The 14,356-nt window shown below is 42.0% G+C and carries 14 protein-coding genes; 3 read left to right on the top strand and 11 right to left on the bottom strand.

Translation table 11 applies throughout. The annotated features are described in order from the left end of the window. Positions 1–44 precede the first annotated feature (44 nt). Together flhA and flhB are read right to left on the bottom strand one after the other, a co-directional pair. Positions 45–2,144, bottom strand: a complete 2,100-nt coding sequence (flhA, locus tag ABE954_RS13810; protein ID WP_042844272.1) for a flagellar biosynthesis protein FlhA — start codon at positions 2,142–2,144, stop codon at positions 45–47. Then, on the bottom strand, positions 2,137–3,288 hold the full coding sequence (flhB, locus tag ABE954_RS13815) for a flagellar biosynthesis protein FlhB (protein ID WP_048606786.1): 1,152 nt from the start codon (positions 3,286–3,288) through the stop codon (positions 2,137–2,139). The genes flhA and flhB overlap by 8 nt, the downstream gene beginning before the upstream one ends. Positions 3,289–3,492: 204 nt before the next feature. Here flhB and ABE954_RS13820 point away from each other — a divergent pair, with 204 nt between their 5' ends. The 3 genes from ABE954_RS13820 to ABE954_RS13830 are packed head-to-tail and all read left to right on the top strand — an operon-like array spanning position 3,493 to position 4,574. Then, positions 3,493–3,693 (top strand): type II toxin-antitoxin system CcdA family antitoxin, encoded by a 201-nt coding sequence (locus ABE954_RS13820; RefSeq protein WP_238563506.1) that lies wholly within the window; start codon positions 3,493–3,495, stop codon positions 3,691–3,693. Then, positions 3,693–4,001, top strand: coding sequence for a CcdB family protein (locus ABE954_RS13825; protein WP_166686864.1), 309 nt, complete (start codon positions 3,693–3,695; stop codon positions 3,999–4,001). The genes ABE954_RS13820 and ABE954_RS13825 overlap by 1 nt, the downstream gene beginning before the upstream one ends. 15 nt (positions 4,002–4,016) lie before the next feature. After that, positions 4,017–4,574 (top strand): hypothetical protein, encoded by a 558-nt coding sequence (locus ABE954_RS13830; RefSeq protein WP_129465770.1) that lies wholly within the window; start codon positions 4,017–4,019, stop codon positions 4,572–4,574. A gap of 20 nt (positions 4,575–4,594) precedes the next feature. On the opposite strand, the gene ABE954_RS13835 is transcribed toward ABE954_RS13830, so the two are convergent. From ABE954_RS13835 to cheA, 9 genes are all read right to left on the bottom strand, one after another. Next, on the bottom strand, positions 4,595–4,894 hold the full coding sequence (locus ABE954_RS13835; RefSeq protein ID WP_042844276.1) for a helix-turn-helix transcriptional regulator: 300 nt from the start codon (positions 4,892–4,894) through the stop codon (positions 4,595–4,597). A gap of 216 nt (positions 4,895–5,110) precedes the next feature. Then, positions 5,111–5,749, bottom strand: coding sequence for a protein phosphatase CheZ (locus tag ABE954_RS13840; protein WP_042844277.1), 639 nt, complete (start codon positions 5,747–5,749; stop codon positions 5,111–5,113). Between the two features lie 24 nt (positions 5,750–5,773). Further along, positions 5,774–6,166, bottom strand: a complete 393-nt coding sequence (gene cheY, locus ABE954_RS13845) for a chemotaxis response regulator CheY (RefSeq protein WP_034782834.1) — start codon at positions 6,164–6,166, stop codon at positions 5,774–5,776. A gap of 39 nt (positions 6,167–6,205) precedes the next feature. Continuing rightward, on the bottom strand, positions 6,206–7,273 hold the full coding sequence (locus ABE954_RS13850; RefSeq protein WP_042844278.1) for a chemotaxis response regulator protein-glutamate methylesterase: 1,068 nt from the start codon (positions 7,271–7,273) through the stop codon (positions 6,206–6,208). Continuing rightward, on the bottom strand, positions 7,273–8,109 hold the full coding sequence (locus ABE954_RS13855) for a CheR family methyltransferase (protein WP_042844279.1): 837 nt from the start codon (positions 8,107–8,109) through the stop codon (positions 7,273–7,275). Before ABE954_RS13855 ends, ABE954_RS13850 begins: the two co-directional genes overlap by 1 nt. 150 nt (positions 8,110–8,259) lie before the next feature. Then, positions 8,260–9,828 carry a methyl-accepting chemotaxis protein gene (locus tag ABE954_RS13860; protein WP_042844281.1) on the bottom strand — a complete coding sequence of 523 codons (1,569 nt, stop codon included), beginning with the start codon at positions 9,826–9,828 and terminating at the stop codon, positions 8,260–8,262. A 116-nt stretch (positions 9,829–9,944) separates the two neighbouring features. Further along, a complete protein-coding gene (locus ABE954_RS13865) occupies positions 9,945–11,630 on the bottom strand; it encodes a methyl-accepting chemotaxis protein (protein ID WP_042844282.1) in 1,686 nt (561 codons plus the stop codon). Between the two features lie 104 nt (positions 11,631–11,734). Next, complete coding sequence (cheW, locus tag ABE954_RS13870; protein WP_042844283.1) at positions 11,735–12,232, bottom strand: chemotaxis protein CheW; 498 nt, start codon at positions 12,230–12,232, stop codon at positions 11,735–11,737. A 16-nt stretch (positions 12,233–12,248) separates the two neighbouring features. Further along, the gene (cheA, locus tag ABE954_RS13875; protein ID WP_042844284.1) at positions 12,249–14,315 is read right to left on the bottom strand and encodes a chemotaxis protein CheA; all 2,067 of its coding nucleotides are present in this window, start codon (positions 14,313–14,315) and stop codon (positions 12,249–12,251) included. Positions 14,316–14,356 lie beyond the last annotated feature (41 nt).

Here is a 14,356-nt window from a genome sequence, read left to right on the forward strand (position 1 = left end):
ATGACATACCTATCCTACAGGCCATATAGGTTGGCGCAACAGGGTTAGCTACCACTAATCATCGAAGTCATTCTAATCTTACGGTGGTCAGTCATTTCTAAATTAGACATCACCACTAACTGCGGCAAACTTCGGCGTAAGAAACGCGATAAAATTAGGCGTAAAGCATGGTTAACTAATAACACTGTAGGAGCCCCCATCGCTTCTTGGTGAGAAATTGCTTGTTCTGCTTGAGTTTGAATAAACTGCGCAAGGTTAGGCTCTAAGCCCCCACCATTTTTGGCCGCTTGCAATAAAATTTGTTCAAGCCCCGCATCTAAACCAATAACTTGAATTTCTTCTGCATTACCAAACCACTGTTGAGTAATAGCGCGGCCTAATGCAATTCTCACTTGCGAAGTTAAATAGTCCGTGTCTTTTTGCTCGCCATTTTCCCCCGCCATTTCTGCTAGTGTTTCAATAATGGTACGCATATCGCGGATCACTACGTCTTCCATTAATAAATTCTGTAGAACACGGTGCAAAATTGTTAATGAGATGGTATCGGGGATCAGGTCATCAGCCAGTTTTGGCATCTCTTTTTTCACTCGGTCATATAACATTTGTGCTTCTTGGCGACCAAATAACGTGCTTGAGTTTTGCAATAAAATTTGATTGAAATGCGTTGCTACCGCGGTACTCGCAGACACTACCGTATAGCCTTGAATTTGCGCTTGCTCACGTAAATCATCATCAATCCAAACGGCAGGTAAACCAAATGCAGGTTCTTTAGTCTCATCACCTTGCAATGACCCCGCCGCATTACCAGGGTCGATAGCAAGACTACGCCCCGGTTGTGCTTCACCACGCCCAACTTCAGCGCCTTTAATTAAAATACGGTATTCACATGGGGAAAGTGCTAGGTTGTCACAAATATGGACAACAGGGGGCAAATAGCCTACTTCTTGAGCGAATTTCTTACGTAAACCACGAAGGCGACCCAGCAATTCACCTTGCTGCTCACTGTCAACGAGCGGTATCAATCGATACCCGACCTCCATCGCTAACAAGTCTTCTAATTGCACATCATCCCACGTTGCTTCAACAACTTTGTTCGCTTCTTGAAAATGTTGTGCTTGGTTGTTGTCCCCCGCGGCATTTTCCGGTTGCTGAGCTTTACGAACTAGATACCAACCCAATGCCGCTAACGCTGCAGTAAACAACAGGAAAACAAAGTTAGGCATTCCAGGTATTAAACCTATTAGCCCAAGGACCCCTGCACTGAGCCACATCACTCGCGGGTTATTGAAGAGTTGGTTGACCATCTGTTCACCCACATCTTCATCCGTTGCAACACGAGTGACGATAACCCCTGCCGCGGTCGAAATAATTAATGCCGGAATTTGGGCAACTAAACCATCACCGATGGTTAACAAGGTATAGGCACTGGTCGCATCCCCCAGAGACATATTATGTTGACCGACCCCAACAATTAAGCCTCCAATCACGTTAATCACCATAATCATGATCCCCGCGATAGCATCGCCACGGACGAACTTACTCGCCCCGTCCATTGAACCGTAAAAATCAGCTTCTTGGGTTACTTCGGCACGGCGTTTTTTCGCTTCGTCATCACTAATGATGCCAGCATTGAGGTCTGCGTCGATAGCCATTTGCTTACCCGGCATACCATCAAGTACGAAGCGTGCGCCCACTTCCGCAATGCGCCCCGCACCTTTAGTGATAACCATAAAGTTAATTAATACTAGGATGATAAATACCACAATACCGATAGCAAAATTACCGCCGACTAAAAAGTGGCCAAATGCTTCAACGACTCGCCCTGCTGCGTCTGGCCCTGTATGACCATCAAGTAAAATAATCCGCGTGGAAGCAATGTTAAGGGAAAGACGTAACAATGTGGCGAATAACAAGATGGTTGGAAACGCGGCAAAATCGAGGGTCCGTTTAGTGAACATCGCCACTAGCAATACCATGATGGAAAGTGCGATATTAAAAGTAAACAATAAATCCAATAAAAATGCCGGCAATGGCAGTACCATCATCGACAAAATCAATAAGATAAGAACCGGACCCGCAAGTATTTGCCACTGCGTTCCTTGTAAGTTTTTCGGCAATTTTAAAAGTGAAGCCAAATTAGCCATCTCGATTGTTATCTCCAGCAAAGTCCAGTGTTGGTGGCACTGGTAAATTTTTCGGTTTTTTCGGTCTGAGCCCACCTTCACGACGCCAACGACGTAATTGGTAAACCCATGCTAAAACTTCTGCTACCGCAGCATATAAGGCAACAGGGATACTTTGTCCTATCTCTGCATGGCGATATAATGCACGTGCTAAGGGCGGTGCTTCTAACTGCAATATTCGGTGTTCTTCACCGATTTCTTTAATACGTTGAGCAAAAACCCCGGCACCTTTTGCTAATACTTTTGGCGCTCCCATTCTTTTATCATCATATTTTAGCGCCACCGCATAATGGGTTGGGTTGGTGACTATCACATCCGCATTGGGGACATCCGCCATCATCCTATTACGCGCGATAGCACGTTGCTGCTGGCGAATTTTGGCTTTTATCTGGGGGTCACCCTCTTGCTGTTTAAATTCATCTTTGATTTCTTGGCGGCTCATTCTTAATTTTTTCAAATGAGAGCGAAATTGGTAAAACACATCAAACGCCACCATTGGGATCAGTAAAAAGACAATTAAGTAGCCAGCAAAAATTACTTTTTGTAGTGCATTACTAAGGGCGGTAATCGGTGATTCCATCACTAAATGCAGCAATGATGGCCAGCTTTCCCATAAAAATATAAAGGCCCCTAACCCAACAAATAACGATTTCAAAATTGCTTTAAATAGCTCAGATAATGCATTCATTGAAAAAATACGTTTTAACCCTTTCAACGGGTTAAGTTTTTTCAAATCAAACTTAATCAATTTGCTATTAAATACTAGCCCGCCCACCAGTGACGAAGCCGAAATCCCAACGAGCGCCAACCCACCAATCACCGGAAGTAAAGCAAATAATGCCTCACTAACGACCCTACCTAAGTAGCTGATCATTAAGCCCGTATTTTGTAAATAATGCCCATCAAAAATAAATCCTTGACGAGCTATTTGTCTTAGTTGAGTTGCCAGATGCCCACCACTTAGCCACAGTAAGCTAATACCCGCTAACATCATCATTAACGAGCTCAATTCCTTTGAACGAACTATTTGCCCATCATCTTTGGCTTTCTGCTTTTTATGGGGAGTGGGTTCTTCTGTTTTTTCTACATCACTCTCGTCGGACACATCTGTTCCATCATTTTAAAATACGAGTTATCGCATAGCATGACAGAGTGTAAGAAAATCAATGGTGGAAAATAGACACACTTCGAGGGGGTTATTTGCCCATTGAGCAATAAGCCAGCAATCTTGCGAATAGCTTCGCAAACATGAGCGCTCACTGAAGATAATCCTATATTTCGTATTAATAAAGAATAAAAAAACATCAGTATCACTGTAGCGCCTGAGCTCTGCGAACAAGCAAGGCGGGCTAAACTCAACTTATCTGCAATACTAACTTGTGCCTTACAAGCTGAATTAAAACGCCTAGAAGCACAAAAGTGGAAAAATGAAAATATCGAAGGTTTTAATCAATTAAATAGGAACAATGAAGAATACGGATTACTCTCAGATAAATACAAGGGTTTTTAATGCAATATTGCCTCTATCAAAATCGAGAAAATACAGTCAAACACCCATATTTACTGGACATTCAAAGTAATATTATTGATATATTGAATACTCTTTTAGTCATCCCGTTATTCGATAGCAGGCTAGCTAAAAAACCATTACCTACTTGCCTTAACCCCCAGTTATTTAGCAACGGGCAGGTGTTTGTTTTAATGACACACCAAATGGCTTGCGTCCCTCATTCATTATTAGGGAAAGAAATCGTTGACTTGAACTGCCAACAAAACACGATTAAACACGCAATTGACTTACTTATTGATGGCTTTTAACAATAAAAGGTTATTATGGATATTTGTCATCTTGTTGCCCCTGATATTCCCTTAGAAGATGCCCCTAAGCATGCGCAGCACATACTTAATTGGCTAAAGCAACAAGGCATTATTGACCCACATTTTCAACATATTGAATATGGTGAAGTCATTTATCGCCCAACGCCCGCCTATAAAGAGCCAATTCTCTATGTTGTCAATGATGAGATAGTACCGACTCAATTACCTGAAGAGACATTAAAAAACTATTTAACTATCGTCACCGAACGCACCGTATTCCACGCAGGGGGAAATGGTCTTGGTATTTATTGCCCACAATGCGCCAAAGAACAAAGTGAACATAGTAACGCATGGGGCGATACCGTTTCCGATTGGTACGAAGGGAGACCTGAAATTCTTGGGTGTTTTAATTGCAACTTCAATGCCCCACTTTCCGGTTGGAATTTTGACCCACAATGGGCTTTTGGAAATTTAGGTTTTAGCTTCCATAATTGGGACATACAAGACTGCTTTATCGACCAACTAGAACAGGTGCTCGGCAGCAAAATCATCACGGTATATCAGCATGATTAATATTCGCTGTACCTTTCAACTTATTTGACCGTGACGCTCAGTGAAAGGCGCATGCCTAATGCATCTGCATACTTTAGTAATGTGCCAAGCTTAGGGTCAAATTGCCCTTTTTCTAAACGTGAAATATTTTGCTTTTGCGTTTTCATTTTTTCAGCGATTTGGACTTGGGTTAAATTATTGGCAATGCGGGCTAATTTAAGCTGGTTAATCATCTCTTTGCGTATTTCTAATTCTATATAAGGTGATTCAATATCAGTCTCATTATGTTGTTCTGTTTCAGTGTCCCTGACTATAGTAGAGATTAAATCGTTATTTATCATTACAATACCCCCTATACTCTAAATAACTCAAGTTAGCGCTAGCCAATAAATGAACTCGTCGATAAAGCCTCTATCAACAAAGTGACTAAGGTGAATGAATGTAGTCAACAGCGCAGCCGCTTGCAGCCTGATGAAGATATAATTCAACTAAATTGAAGCTACTCTAGCAGGATGACTATTAGGGTAGCTCCATAAACAAAGGCTTAAAATGTTCGGTTAGAAACCGAGTTCATCAAGAAGATCATCAACCTGTGACTGTGATGCCATTACGTTCACACCTTCTTTATTAATTTGAGGCCCATTGAGCAAACCTTCATTTTGCGTTTTGACGCGCATTTCTGGTGGCGTATTCTCCATCAACAAAGCCAGTAATTGTTTTTCCGCTTCTTCAACAACTTCCATCATTTTTTTGATGACTTGCCCTGTTAAATCTTGGAAATCTTGCGCCATCATAATTTCAAGTAGTTCAGCTTTAGTCGTTTCGCTGTCTTGGATCACTTGGCTTAAAAATGCCTCTGTTGATTGTCGCAATTGAGCCGGGACAGCATCATTTTCCGCTTCTTGCCATTGCTGTTGTAACGCTTGTGCGTTTTTATTCATATCAACTTGTAATGGCTTGATAACATCAATGCCATTTAACGTTTTTTCTGCCGCTTGCGCAGTCATTTGAGCAATATAACGTAACCTATCTTTACCATCAGGAATGCTGGCAACCGCCTGTTGAACACTTTTTTCAAGACCAAGCTCTCGCATGCTCTCTCTTAGCGTTCTCATTAAGGTACCAATCCGCGTAATGACTTGTTTTAAATCATCATTACCATTGCGATTGCTCCCGATACCACACTGTTCTGTCATGACAATCTCCTTTGGTATACGCGTTTATTGCAGACCCATTTTTTCAAAAACTTTATTTAATTTTTCTTCCAAGATAGCTGCGGTAAACGGCTTAACCACATAACCACTTGCTCCTGCTTGTGCGGCTGCAATAATATTTTCCTTTTTGGCTTCTGCGGTGACCATTAGAACTGGAATATGTTTCAGGGCATCATCACCACGGATAGTTTTAAGCAGTTCTAAACCATCCATATTTGGCATGTTCCAATCTGCAACAACAAAATCGATATTGCCTGTGCGGATCTTCTCTAATGCATCAACGCCGTCTTCTGCTTCTTCTATTTTATTAAACCCGAGCTCTTTTAATAAGTTACGGACGATACGACGCATTGTAGAAAAATCATCGACAACCAAAAAACTGAGATCTTTAGCGGCCATAACCACTCCTTCAAAAAACAATTGTGAATTTCTGCATCGTTAAACCGACACAGAAGAAAGTCTTGCTAAAACGCTAGGGGCAATTTTAAGAATATCTTGCACCTCATCCGCCGCATCCATTTCTATCGCAGCACGCGGCATACCAAATACAACGCAACTACTTTCGTTTTGCGCATAAGTGATAGCCCCCTGCTGGCGTAAATTAAGTAGCCCTTTTGCCCCATCCATTCCCATTCCTGTCAGCAAAATGCCAATACATTTTCGGCCAACACACTGGGCAACAGAATCAAATAACACATCAACAGATGGGCGATGGCGGTTAACCGGCTCACTCTGTTGCAAAATGACTTGAAAACCTTTGCCTTTATCTGCAATTAGCATATGTGAGTCGCCAGGAGCAATGTACGCATGGCCTTTTTGCAGCAATTCGTTGTGCTCCGCTTCTTTGACTGTCAACACGCAAAGTTTATTTAGTCTTTCAGCAAACGAGCGAGTAAACCCTGCGGGCATATGCTGGGTGATCACTACGGGCGGGCACTCTTTAGGGAGCATTTCAAGAAATTGACGTATCGCCTCTGTCCCCCCAGTCGATGCACCAACCGCAATGACTCGGCTATTACAAACATATGGAGACAAAGCTTTAGCCTGTGAAATCGGCTCTGTAACTTTTTTCTCTGCACGCGTAAAACGACTGCGCTGTGTAATTTTTGACATCGCCGCTGCACGAATTTTTTCACCAATCACATCGCGATAACTGATCATCGTTTCACGGATACCAATTTGCGGTTTGGTGACAAAATCTACCGCGCCTAATTCCAGTGCTTTTAACGTCACTTCGGAACCTTTAGAGGTTAATGTCGAAACCATGACGACGGGCATTGGGTGTAAACGCATTAATTTTTCTAAGAAATCAATACCATCCATACGTGGCATTTCGACGTCTAGCGTAATGACATCAGGCTCATGTTGTTTAATTAAGTCACGTGCAACATAAGGATCTGGAGCGGTATCCACCACTACCATGTCTTCATGACTATTAATAATTTCGCGCATTAATTGACGCATCAGTGCTGAGTCATCCACACATAGCACTTTAATTTTTTTCATTACCCCCTCCTCGCAGCTTGCAAGCTGTAGACGGTTTGCCCTTTAATCACAAAACTTTGCGATAACTGAGATAAATTTTCTGAATGTCCAATAAATAACAAACCATCTGGCTTAAGCAATGGAACAAAACGCTCTAGCATTTTCATTTGCATTTCTTTATCAAAATAAATCATGACATTACGGCAAAAAATAGCGTCAAAACGATGCTGTAATTGCCAGTCATGGTCGCTAAGATTTAAGTAACGAAATTCAATCATTTGCCGTAATGCGGGTTTCACTCGGGCATAGCCATCAAACTCACCAACACCTTTCATAAAATAGCGCTGTCGCTGTAATGCACTTAGGTTCTTCAACTCTTCAATGCGGTATACACCCTGCTTAGCTCTTTCCAAGACTTCAGTGTCAATATCACTAGCAATCACTTTGGCATTAACAGCATTAGGCCCCAGAACATCACTCAGTGTCATGGCGATAGAGTAGGGTTCCTCACCAGTCGAAGAAGCTGCACACCAAACATTAATAGGGCTGTTTTTCCGTGTACGGATAAACTCCGCCAGCGTCACAAAATGATGCGGTTCGCGGAAAAAAGCCGTTAAATTGGTGGTTAAAGCATTTACAAAAGCTTGCCACTCTGGATGCTGAGGTTCACGCTCTAACATCCGCAAATAATCCGAAAAATTGCCGATATTACAATCCCTTAACCTCTTTAATAGCCGGTTATAGACCATATTTTTTTTATTCATGGTAAGGACAATGCCTGATTTTTTATGAATAAATCGACAAACCCGACTAAACTCGTCATCAGTCAGTGGTTCCACCTGTGGTACAAAAAGCATCGTACTTGTCGTCCTATTCAATAAAAACCCAGAAGCAGCCGGATATTCAGGCTGCTCTTGATGGCGGAGGAAATGAAAATTGTGTTTCACTTCCTCAGCCGAAAACCAATAAATTGATTCACTTAAAACTGTAAATTAAAACTCATCTACTCAACGTCGAATTCGCTGAGTCCCATTTTCGGGGAGTTCAAAGAACGCAACGGTATCAACTAAGTTGTTAGCCTGATCTTCTAAGGCGGCAGTAGCACTAGTAGATTGTTCCACTAAAGCTGCGTTTTGCTGGGTGACAAGATCCATTTGGCTTACAGCGGTAGCTACTTGCTCAATACCCCGACTTTGTTCATTTGAGGCTGAAGCAATATTTCCCATCAATTCAGTAACTTGGTTAACAGCTGCAACCAACTCACTCATTGTGGTACCCGCTTCATTCACTAATTGAGAGCCTTGGCTTACACGGCCCACGGACTCATCAATAAGAGTTTTAATTTCTTTGGCGGCTTCGGCACTGCGCTGGGCTAAGGCCCTAACCTCCCCTGCAACAACAGAGAAACCTCGCCCTTGCTCACCCGCTCGCGCAGCTTCAACAGCAGCATTTAGCGCTAAGATGTTAGTTTGGAAGGCAATACCATCAATCACACTAATAATGGCACTGATTTTTTGAGAGCTGTTTGCAATCGACGTCATGGTATCGATGACATCTTCTGTAATTTCGCCCCCTTTCGTTGCCGTCTTAGAAGCACTCACCGCCAATTCACTCGCCTGACGCGCGTTGTCTGCGTTTTGCTTAACCGTTGCTGTCAGCTCTTCCATACTAGCCGCCGTTTCTTCCAAAGATGCGGCTTGCTGCTCAGTACGTGAGGATAAGTTATTATTGCCTAAAGCAATTTCGCGGATACCCGTATACATTTGGTCGGTATTTGAACGCAGCGCTGTCACTGATGTGACTAAAGACTCTTGCATTTGCTTTAACTTGCCAAAAACCTCGCCAATTTCATCACCCGTTTTCACTTCGATAGTTTGGTTTAATTTCCCATCTGCGACTAATGCAAAGTGTTCTCCCATACTTTTAAGAGGAGTGATTACCTTGCGTTTCATCCAATAGTGGGCAAATGCGATGACTACTATGATGATCACGATAACAGAGATAAATGAGCTCCAAGCGAAGGTGTTGTACATCCTTGCCGCAGATAAAGACTCTTCATTCTCGATTTTCAGTAAATCGAGGTAATCGCGAATCCCTGCTTCAAGTTGTTCTTGGTTTTCTTGAGCGGGTAAGGCAATGTAAGCTGGAACATCTTTATTATCTAAATGCGTTTTTAACGCTTTTAATGTGATAACAAAAGCTTGGTACCTTTCATCCAGCGCCGCGAGGTTCTCTTCTTCACTAAGGATTGGCTGGTTTTTAAATTCGGTGTAATCTTTAGCCGCTTCCGCTAGTAAATTATCGAATGTCACCTGTGTTTCTTCTATCAGAGGCTCATGCCCCCCAACTTTATTCAGTAATGCAATTTGCGTCAGGCTGTTACGTGCCTGCATTAAGTGTTTATTCGTTTCTTCTAATAGTGCACGCTTATTTGACCCTAAATCGATGCGTTCCAATGAATTTAATTCACTAACAACTATTCCAACAGAAACCCCGCTAGACACGATCTGCATCCCACAAAATAAAATGAGAAGTAGATATAAACTCACTGAAATCCGGATATTTTTACCAAACATTGAAATCCCCACTTGTGCCAGCTAAGAGAACTGATCGCCTAATACATTGCCTTGTTTTCTAATGCACAGAAACGCTGCAAAACCGAAGCTTTGCAGCGTAAAACTGAGCTTAATCGTTAGAAAGTTTCCCAATTGTCATCATCTTTATGTTCCTTCGATGATATTTTTGTTAAATCCGGCGTTTTAACGATATTCGAAACCGTTCTTTCTGCCGGTTTAATATTACGTATTTCACTTTGTTTTAATGGTGGTAAGCGGAAGATAGAAATCAATTGCGACAGTTTCGCGACTTGTTCTTCCAATACATTGGCAGCAACTGCCGATTGCTCAACTAAAGACGCGTTTTGCTGTGTGACTTTATCCATTTCGGCTACGGCGATGCTGACTTGGGCAATCCCTTTGCTTTGCTCATCGGAAGCCGTTGCAATATGAGTCATAATGTCTGTCACACGGGTAACCGATTCGACAATTTTAGTCATTGTCTCACCTGCGTCTTCGGCTTGGCGTGCCCCGGTATCCGTTCTTGATACTGAATCTTCAATAAGCGTTTTAATTTCTTTTGCCGCATCCGCACTACGCTGAGCTAAGTTACGCACTTCATCGGCAACGACTGCAAACCCGCGCCCATGCTCACCCGCTCGTGCAGCTTCTACTGCTGCATTCAATGCTAAGATATTGGTTTGGAAGGCAATGCTGTCAATGACGGCGGTAATATCAGAAATTTTTTGCGAGCTATCCGCAATGTTCAACATGGTACTCACCACATTGGAAACAACCTTACCGCCCTCTTTCGCAATAACCGATGCTTGGCTAGCAAATTCACTGGCTTGATGTGCATACTCAGTGTTTTGTTTCACCGTTGCCGTCAGCTCACTCATACTGGCAGAAGTCTCTTCCAAGCAAGCTACTTGTTGCTCTGTTCGTGCAGATAAATCATTATTACCCGCAGCAATCTCAGTAGTACCTTGGTAAATAGTTTCGCTACCATCCAATACGCCACGCACCGTATTAATCAACTCCTGCTGCATGTGCTGGACACCATTCGCCAACTCACCAATTTCATTGTTCGCCGTTGTGGTTATATTTGGCGTCAAATCCCCTGAAGCAAAGACTTGAATTCGTTGATTTAATAAACTGAGAGGTTCAATAATTCCCTTACGAACATAGCGATAACTGAAGAAACCAATAAAGGCTAACGCAATCGATAACGTCATCAACATATATAATGACTGGCGATAATTATTGTCTGCATTTACGACTTCGGCTTGAAAGTCAGAGGAGATATCAGCAAAGTATGCGTTAAATTGCTCTTCAAATTTCACTTGATGCCCTGAGGTTCTATGGGCATAAAAACCTTCTAAATCACCTTTTTCTGCATATTCACCTAGCTTAATTAGTGCATTTCGGTAGGTTTCATAAGTGTTAAAAAGCTGTTCAAATTTGGCTTTATCATAATCCGAACTTTGCATTAGCTTCTTATAACGGTCATAAGCACCATCCGCCGCTTTGAAGTTATTTTTCGCAGCCTTAATCAGCTCTTCATTGGTGGCATCGTCTTGAATTTTGCGCCCTTCTAATAAATAAGCGTTAATTGACCGATTTAAATTAGCTCGAGCTTGTAATAAATTAACCCAACTTTCTGTTAAGACTTGCCTTTGGCGTTGTAATGAATTCAAGTAATTTATACTGTCGCTGTTATCGCCCAGTTTGGTAAACATCAAACCACTGGATACCAGCTGCAGTAAAATAAAGATAAAAATGACGGACAAAAGTCCTGATACGATTTTAATTCGACTGTACATGACGTTTTACTAACATAATTTTGTTGTATTTTGGATATCGGTCATCAAGCCAAAAACTTTAGCCAATGACTTATTATTATTTGCACAAATAGTTAGGCTGAGAATTACTCAGCCATGCTGTCAATTAGTGCCATTTCATCGCTTGTTAGTAACTTTTCAATATCGACTAATATCAACATACGGTCATTAACTGTCCCAAGACCTGTTAAATATTGTGTCGATAAGGTCACTGCAAAATCAGGTGGCGGTGCGATTTGTTCTTCATTTAATACCAGCACATCAGAAACACCATCCACAACAATTCCAACGACTCGGTCTTTTAAATTCACCACAATGACAACGGTATTATCGTTATACACCACGTTTTCATGGGAGAATTTCACGCGTAAATCAATAATAGGGATAATCACACCACGTAAATTGGTCACGCCCTTAATAAAATCTGGTGTATTCGCGATACGAGTAACCTGCTCATAGCCACGAATTTCCTGCACTTTTAAAATTTCAATGCCGTACTCTTCTTCACCTAAAGTGAAAATAAGATAGCCTTCGCCGTTCTTTTCTTCTTCGTGTTTATTTAAATCATCATCTAACATAGACATGGTGTATGGCCTCTATTTAGTGCACGACAGGTTGAGAAACCTGTTGTTTCTTTTTAATCAAAATGCTGTTATTCATTCTTTGCAGCTCGGCCACATCTAAAATCAATGCAACAGAGCCATCGCCCATAATTGTTGCTGCAGAAATACCTGGGATCTTGCGATAATTACTTTCAATATTTTTCACCACCACTTGTTGTTGTCCTACTAGCTTGTCAACTAATAAGGCAAAGCGATGACCTGCATTTTGGATAATCAACACAATGCTGTTATCTAAATGGCGTTCAGCCCCGTCAATTGAAAAAACATTATGTAATTCAACGAGTGGTAAGTATTCTCCACGCACAAGCAACATTTTTTCTTCACCCGCTAAACGGTAAATATCTTCCTGACGTGGTTGTAATGTGCTGATGATGGCGCTTAACGGCACGATAAATACGTCTTCCGCAACTTTTACGGACATACCATCGAGAATAGCCAAAGTTAAGGGGAGTAAAATACGGATGATTGTCCCTTTACCTTCGGTGAAACCTATCTGAATACGCCCTCCCATGTCTTGAATGTTCCGCTTAACAACATCCATTCCAACACCCCGACCAGAGACATCCGTCACGACCTCAGCAGTTGAAAAACCGGGTGCCATAATCAGCATGGCTACTTCATCATTGCTCATCCCGTCATGCACATTCATGCCTTGAGACTTGGCTTTTGCCAAAATGCGTTCACGGTTTAACCCCGCACCATCATCACGAACTTCAATGCAAATATTGCCGCTCTGATGTGCCGCAGCCAACGTCAATGTGCCAGCTTCTGGTTTACCATTGGCTAACCGAACTTCTGGTTTTTCAATTCCGTGATCAAGACTATTGCGTACCAAATGATTTAGCGGGTCAACAATCCGCTCTATTAAGCTTTTATCTAGCTCCGTGGAGCTACCTTCCACTTTGAGTTCGATTTTTTTGCCTAATTTCGATGCAATATCGCGTACCATGCGAGGAAAACGGCTAAAGACATAATCCATTGGCATCATGCGAATAGACATAACAGATTCTTGTAATGCCCGTGAATTCCGCTCTAATTGCACAATCGAACTTAATAAATCGCTGTATTCGTTTTGGTCTACTTGCTGGCTATGTTGCGTCAACATAGATTGGATAATGACTAGCTCGCCAACTAAGTTAATCAGTTGGTCAACTTTTTCGACTGCAACACGAATACTGCTAGAGTCCCCTTTGGGTTTAGCTACAGCAGGTTTTTTCGATGTATTCGTTGTTACAGCAGTAGCCGGTGATGTGGCTACTGGCTTAGTTTCTTCCTTCGGCTCAACAACGTTGGCGTTGGCTTGGTTGTCAGGTTCACTAGCAGTGATTTTTTCAGGAGCAACAGCCTGGCAGTCGCTAAAAGAGACCGTTTGATGAGTAATTTGTGACTCGTCAACCACAAAACATAATACGCCACAAATATCATCAATATCTGTATTAGTTCCAAGCCAAGCCTGTAGGCTATCAGCGGTTTTTTCAGTGTGGTACAGATTGCCAAATAAACTTAATTCATCGGCAAGTAAATCAACTTCACTTTCTTTTAGTTGATTTAATGTGATCATAAAATAGTGTGAAAACTCGCCTTGTGACGTGGCCGTTTCAGCAATCTCAGTTTCAACTAATTGTTCCGTTTGCGATGGAGCTAGCTCAGTGACCTCCTCAGCATGGTTTTCAACCCGGCTAAGGACCTCGCAAATCCGCTTAAATGTTTCCTCATCAGGTAAAGAATCATTTTTATACGCATCTAACTGTGACGCCATTACATCTTTTGCATCAAGAAATACGTCAATGATGTCAGGTGTGAGCGTTAACTCATCATGACGCGCTTTATCCAGCAAGTTTTCCAATGTATGAGTGGTGTTTTGCAACTGAGTGAAACCAAAGGTTGCAGCTCCTCCTTTTATTGAATGGGCACTGCGGAAAATGGCATTTAGCTGTTCGCTGTCCGGGTCAAAAGGATCAAGCTCAAGTAAATGTTGTTCCATATCCCTGAGCAACTCATCGGCTTCATCGAAAAATGTTTGATAAAACTCGGTAATATCCATGGTTTTTATCCAGTTTCGCTTAGGTTTCACTTAACGCTGTC

Origin of the sequence: Providencia sp. TYF-12, from assembly GCF_041344805.1 — a bacterium.
In the GTDB taxonomy this organism is placed as follows: Bacteria; Pseudomonadota; Gammaproteobacteria; order Enterobacterales; family Enterobacteriaceae; genus Providencia; species Providencia huashanensis.

What these genes read in the sequence shown, in the direction of transcription:
- cheY (WP_034782834.1), bottom strand. Translation starts at nt 6,166, where the DNA reads ATGGCCGCTAAAGATCTCAGTTTTTTGGTTGTCGATGATTTTTCTACA.
- ABE954_RS13825 (WP_166686864.1), top strand. Translation starts at nt 3,693, where the DNA reads ATGCAATATTGCCTCTATCAAAATCGAGAAAATACAGTCAAACACCCA.
- ABE954_RS13830 (WP_129465770.1), top strand. Translation starts at nt 4,017, where the DNA reads ATGGATATTTGTCATCTTGTTGCCCCTGATATTCCCTTAGAAGATGCC.
- ABE954_RS13850 (WP_042844278.1), bottom strand. Translation starts at nt 7,273, where the DNA reads ATGAAAAAAATTAAAGTGCTATGTGTGGATGACTCAGCACTGATGCGT.
- ABE954_RS13865 (WP_042844282.1), bottom strand. Translation starts at nt 11,630, where the DNA reads ATGTACAGTCGAATTAAAATCGTATCAGGACTTTTGTCCGTCATTTTT.
- cheW (WP_042844283.1), bottom strand. Translation starts at nt 12,232, where the DNA reads ATGTCTATGTTAGATGATGATTTAAATAAACACGAAGAAGAAAAGAAC.
- ABE954_RS13860 (WP_042844281.1), bottom strand. Translation starts at nt 9,828, where the DNA reads ATGTTTGGTAAAAATATCCGGATTTCAGTGAGTTTATATCTACTTCTC.
- flhA (WP_042844272.1), bottom strand. Translation starts at nt 2,144, where the DNA reads ATGGCTAATTTGGCTTCACTTTTAAAATTGCCGAAAAACTTACAAGGA.
- ABE954_RS13835 (WP_042844276.1), bottom strand. Translation starts at nt 4,894, where the DNA reads ATGATAAATAACGATTTAATCTCTACTATAGTCAGGGACACTGAAACA.
- ABE954_RS13840 (WP_042844277.1), bottom strand. Translation starts at nt 5,749, where the DNA reads ATGACAGAACAGTGTGGTATCGGGAGCAATCGCAATGGTAATGATGAT.
- cheA (WP_042844284.1), bottom strand. Translation starts at nt 14,315, where the DNA reads ATGGATATTACCGAGTTTTATCAAACATTTTTCGATGAAGCCGATGAG.
- ABE954_RS13855 (WP_042844279.1), bottom strand. Translation starts at nt 8,109, where the DNA reads ATGCTTTTTGTACCACAGGTGGAACCACTGACTGATGACGAGTTTAGT.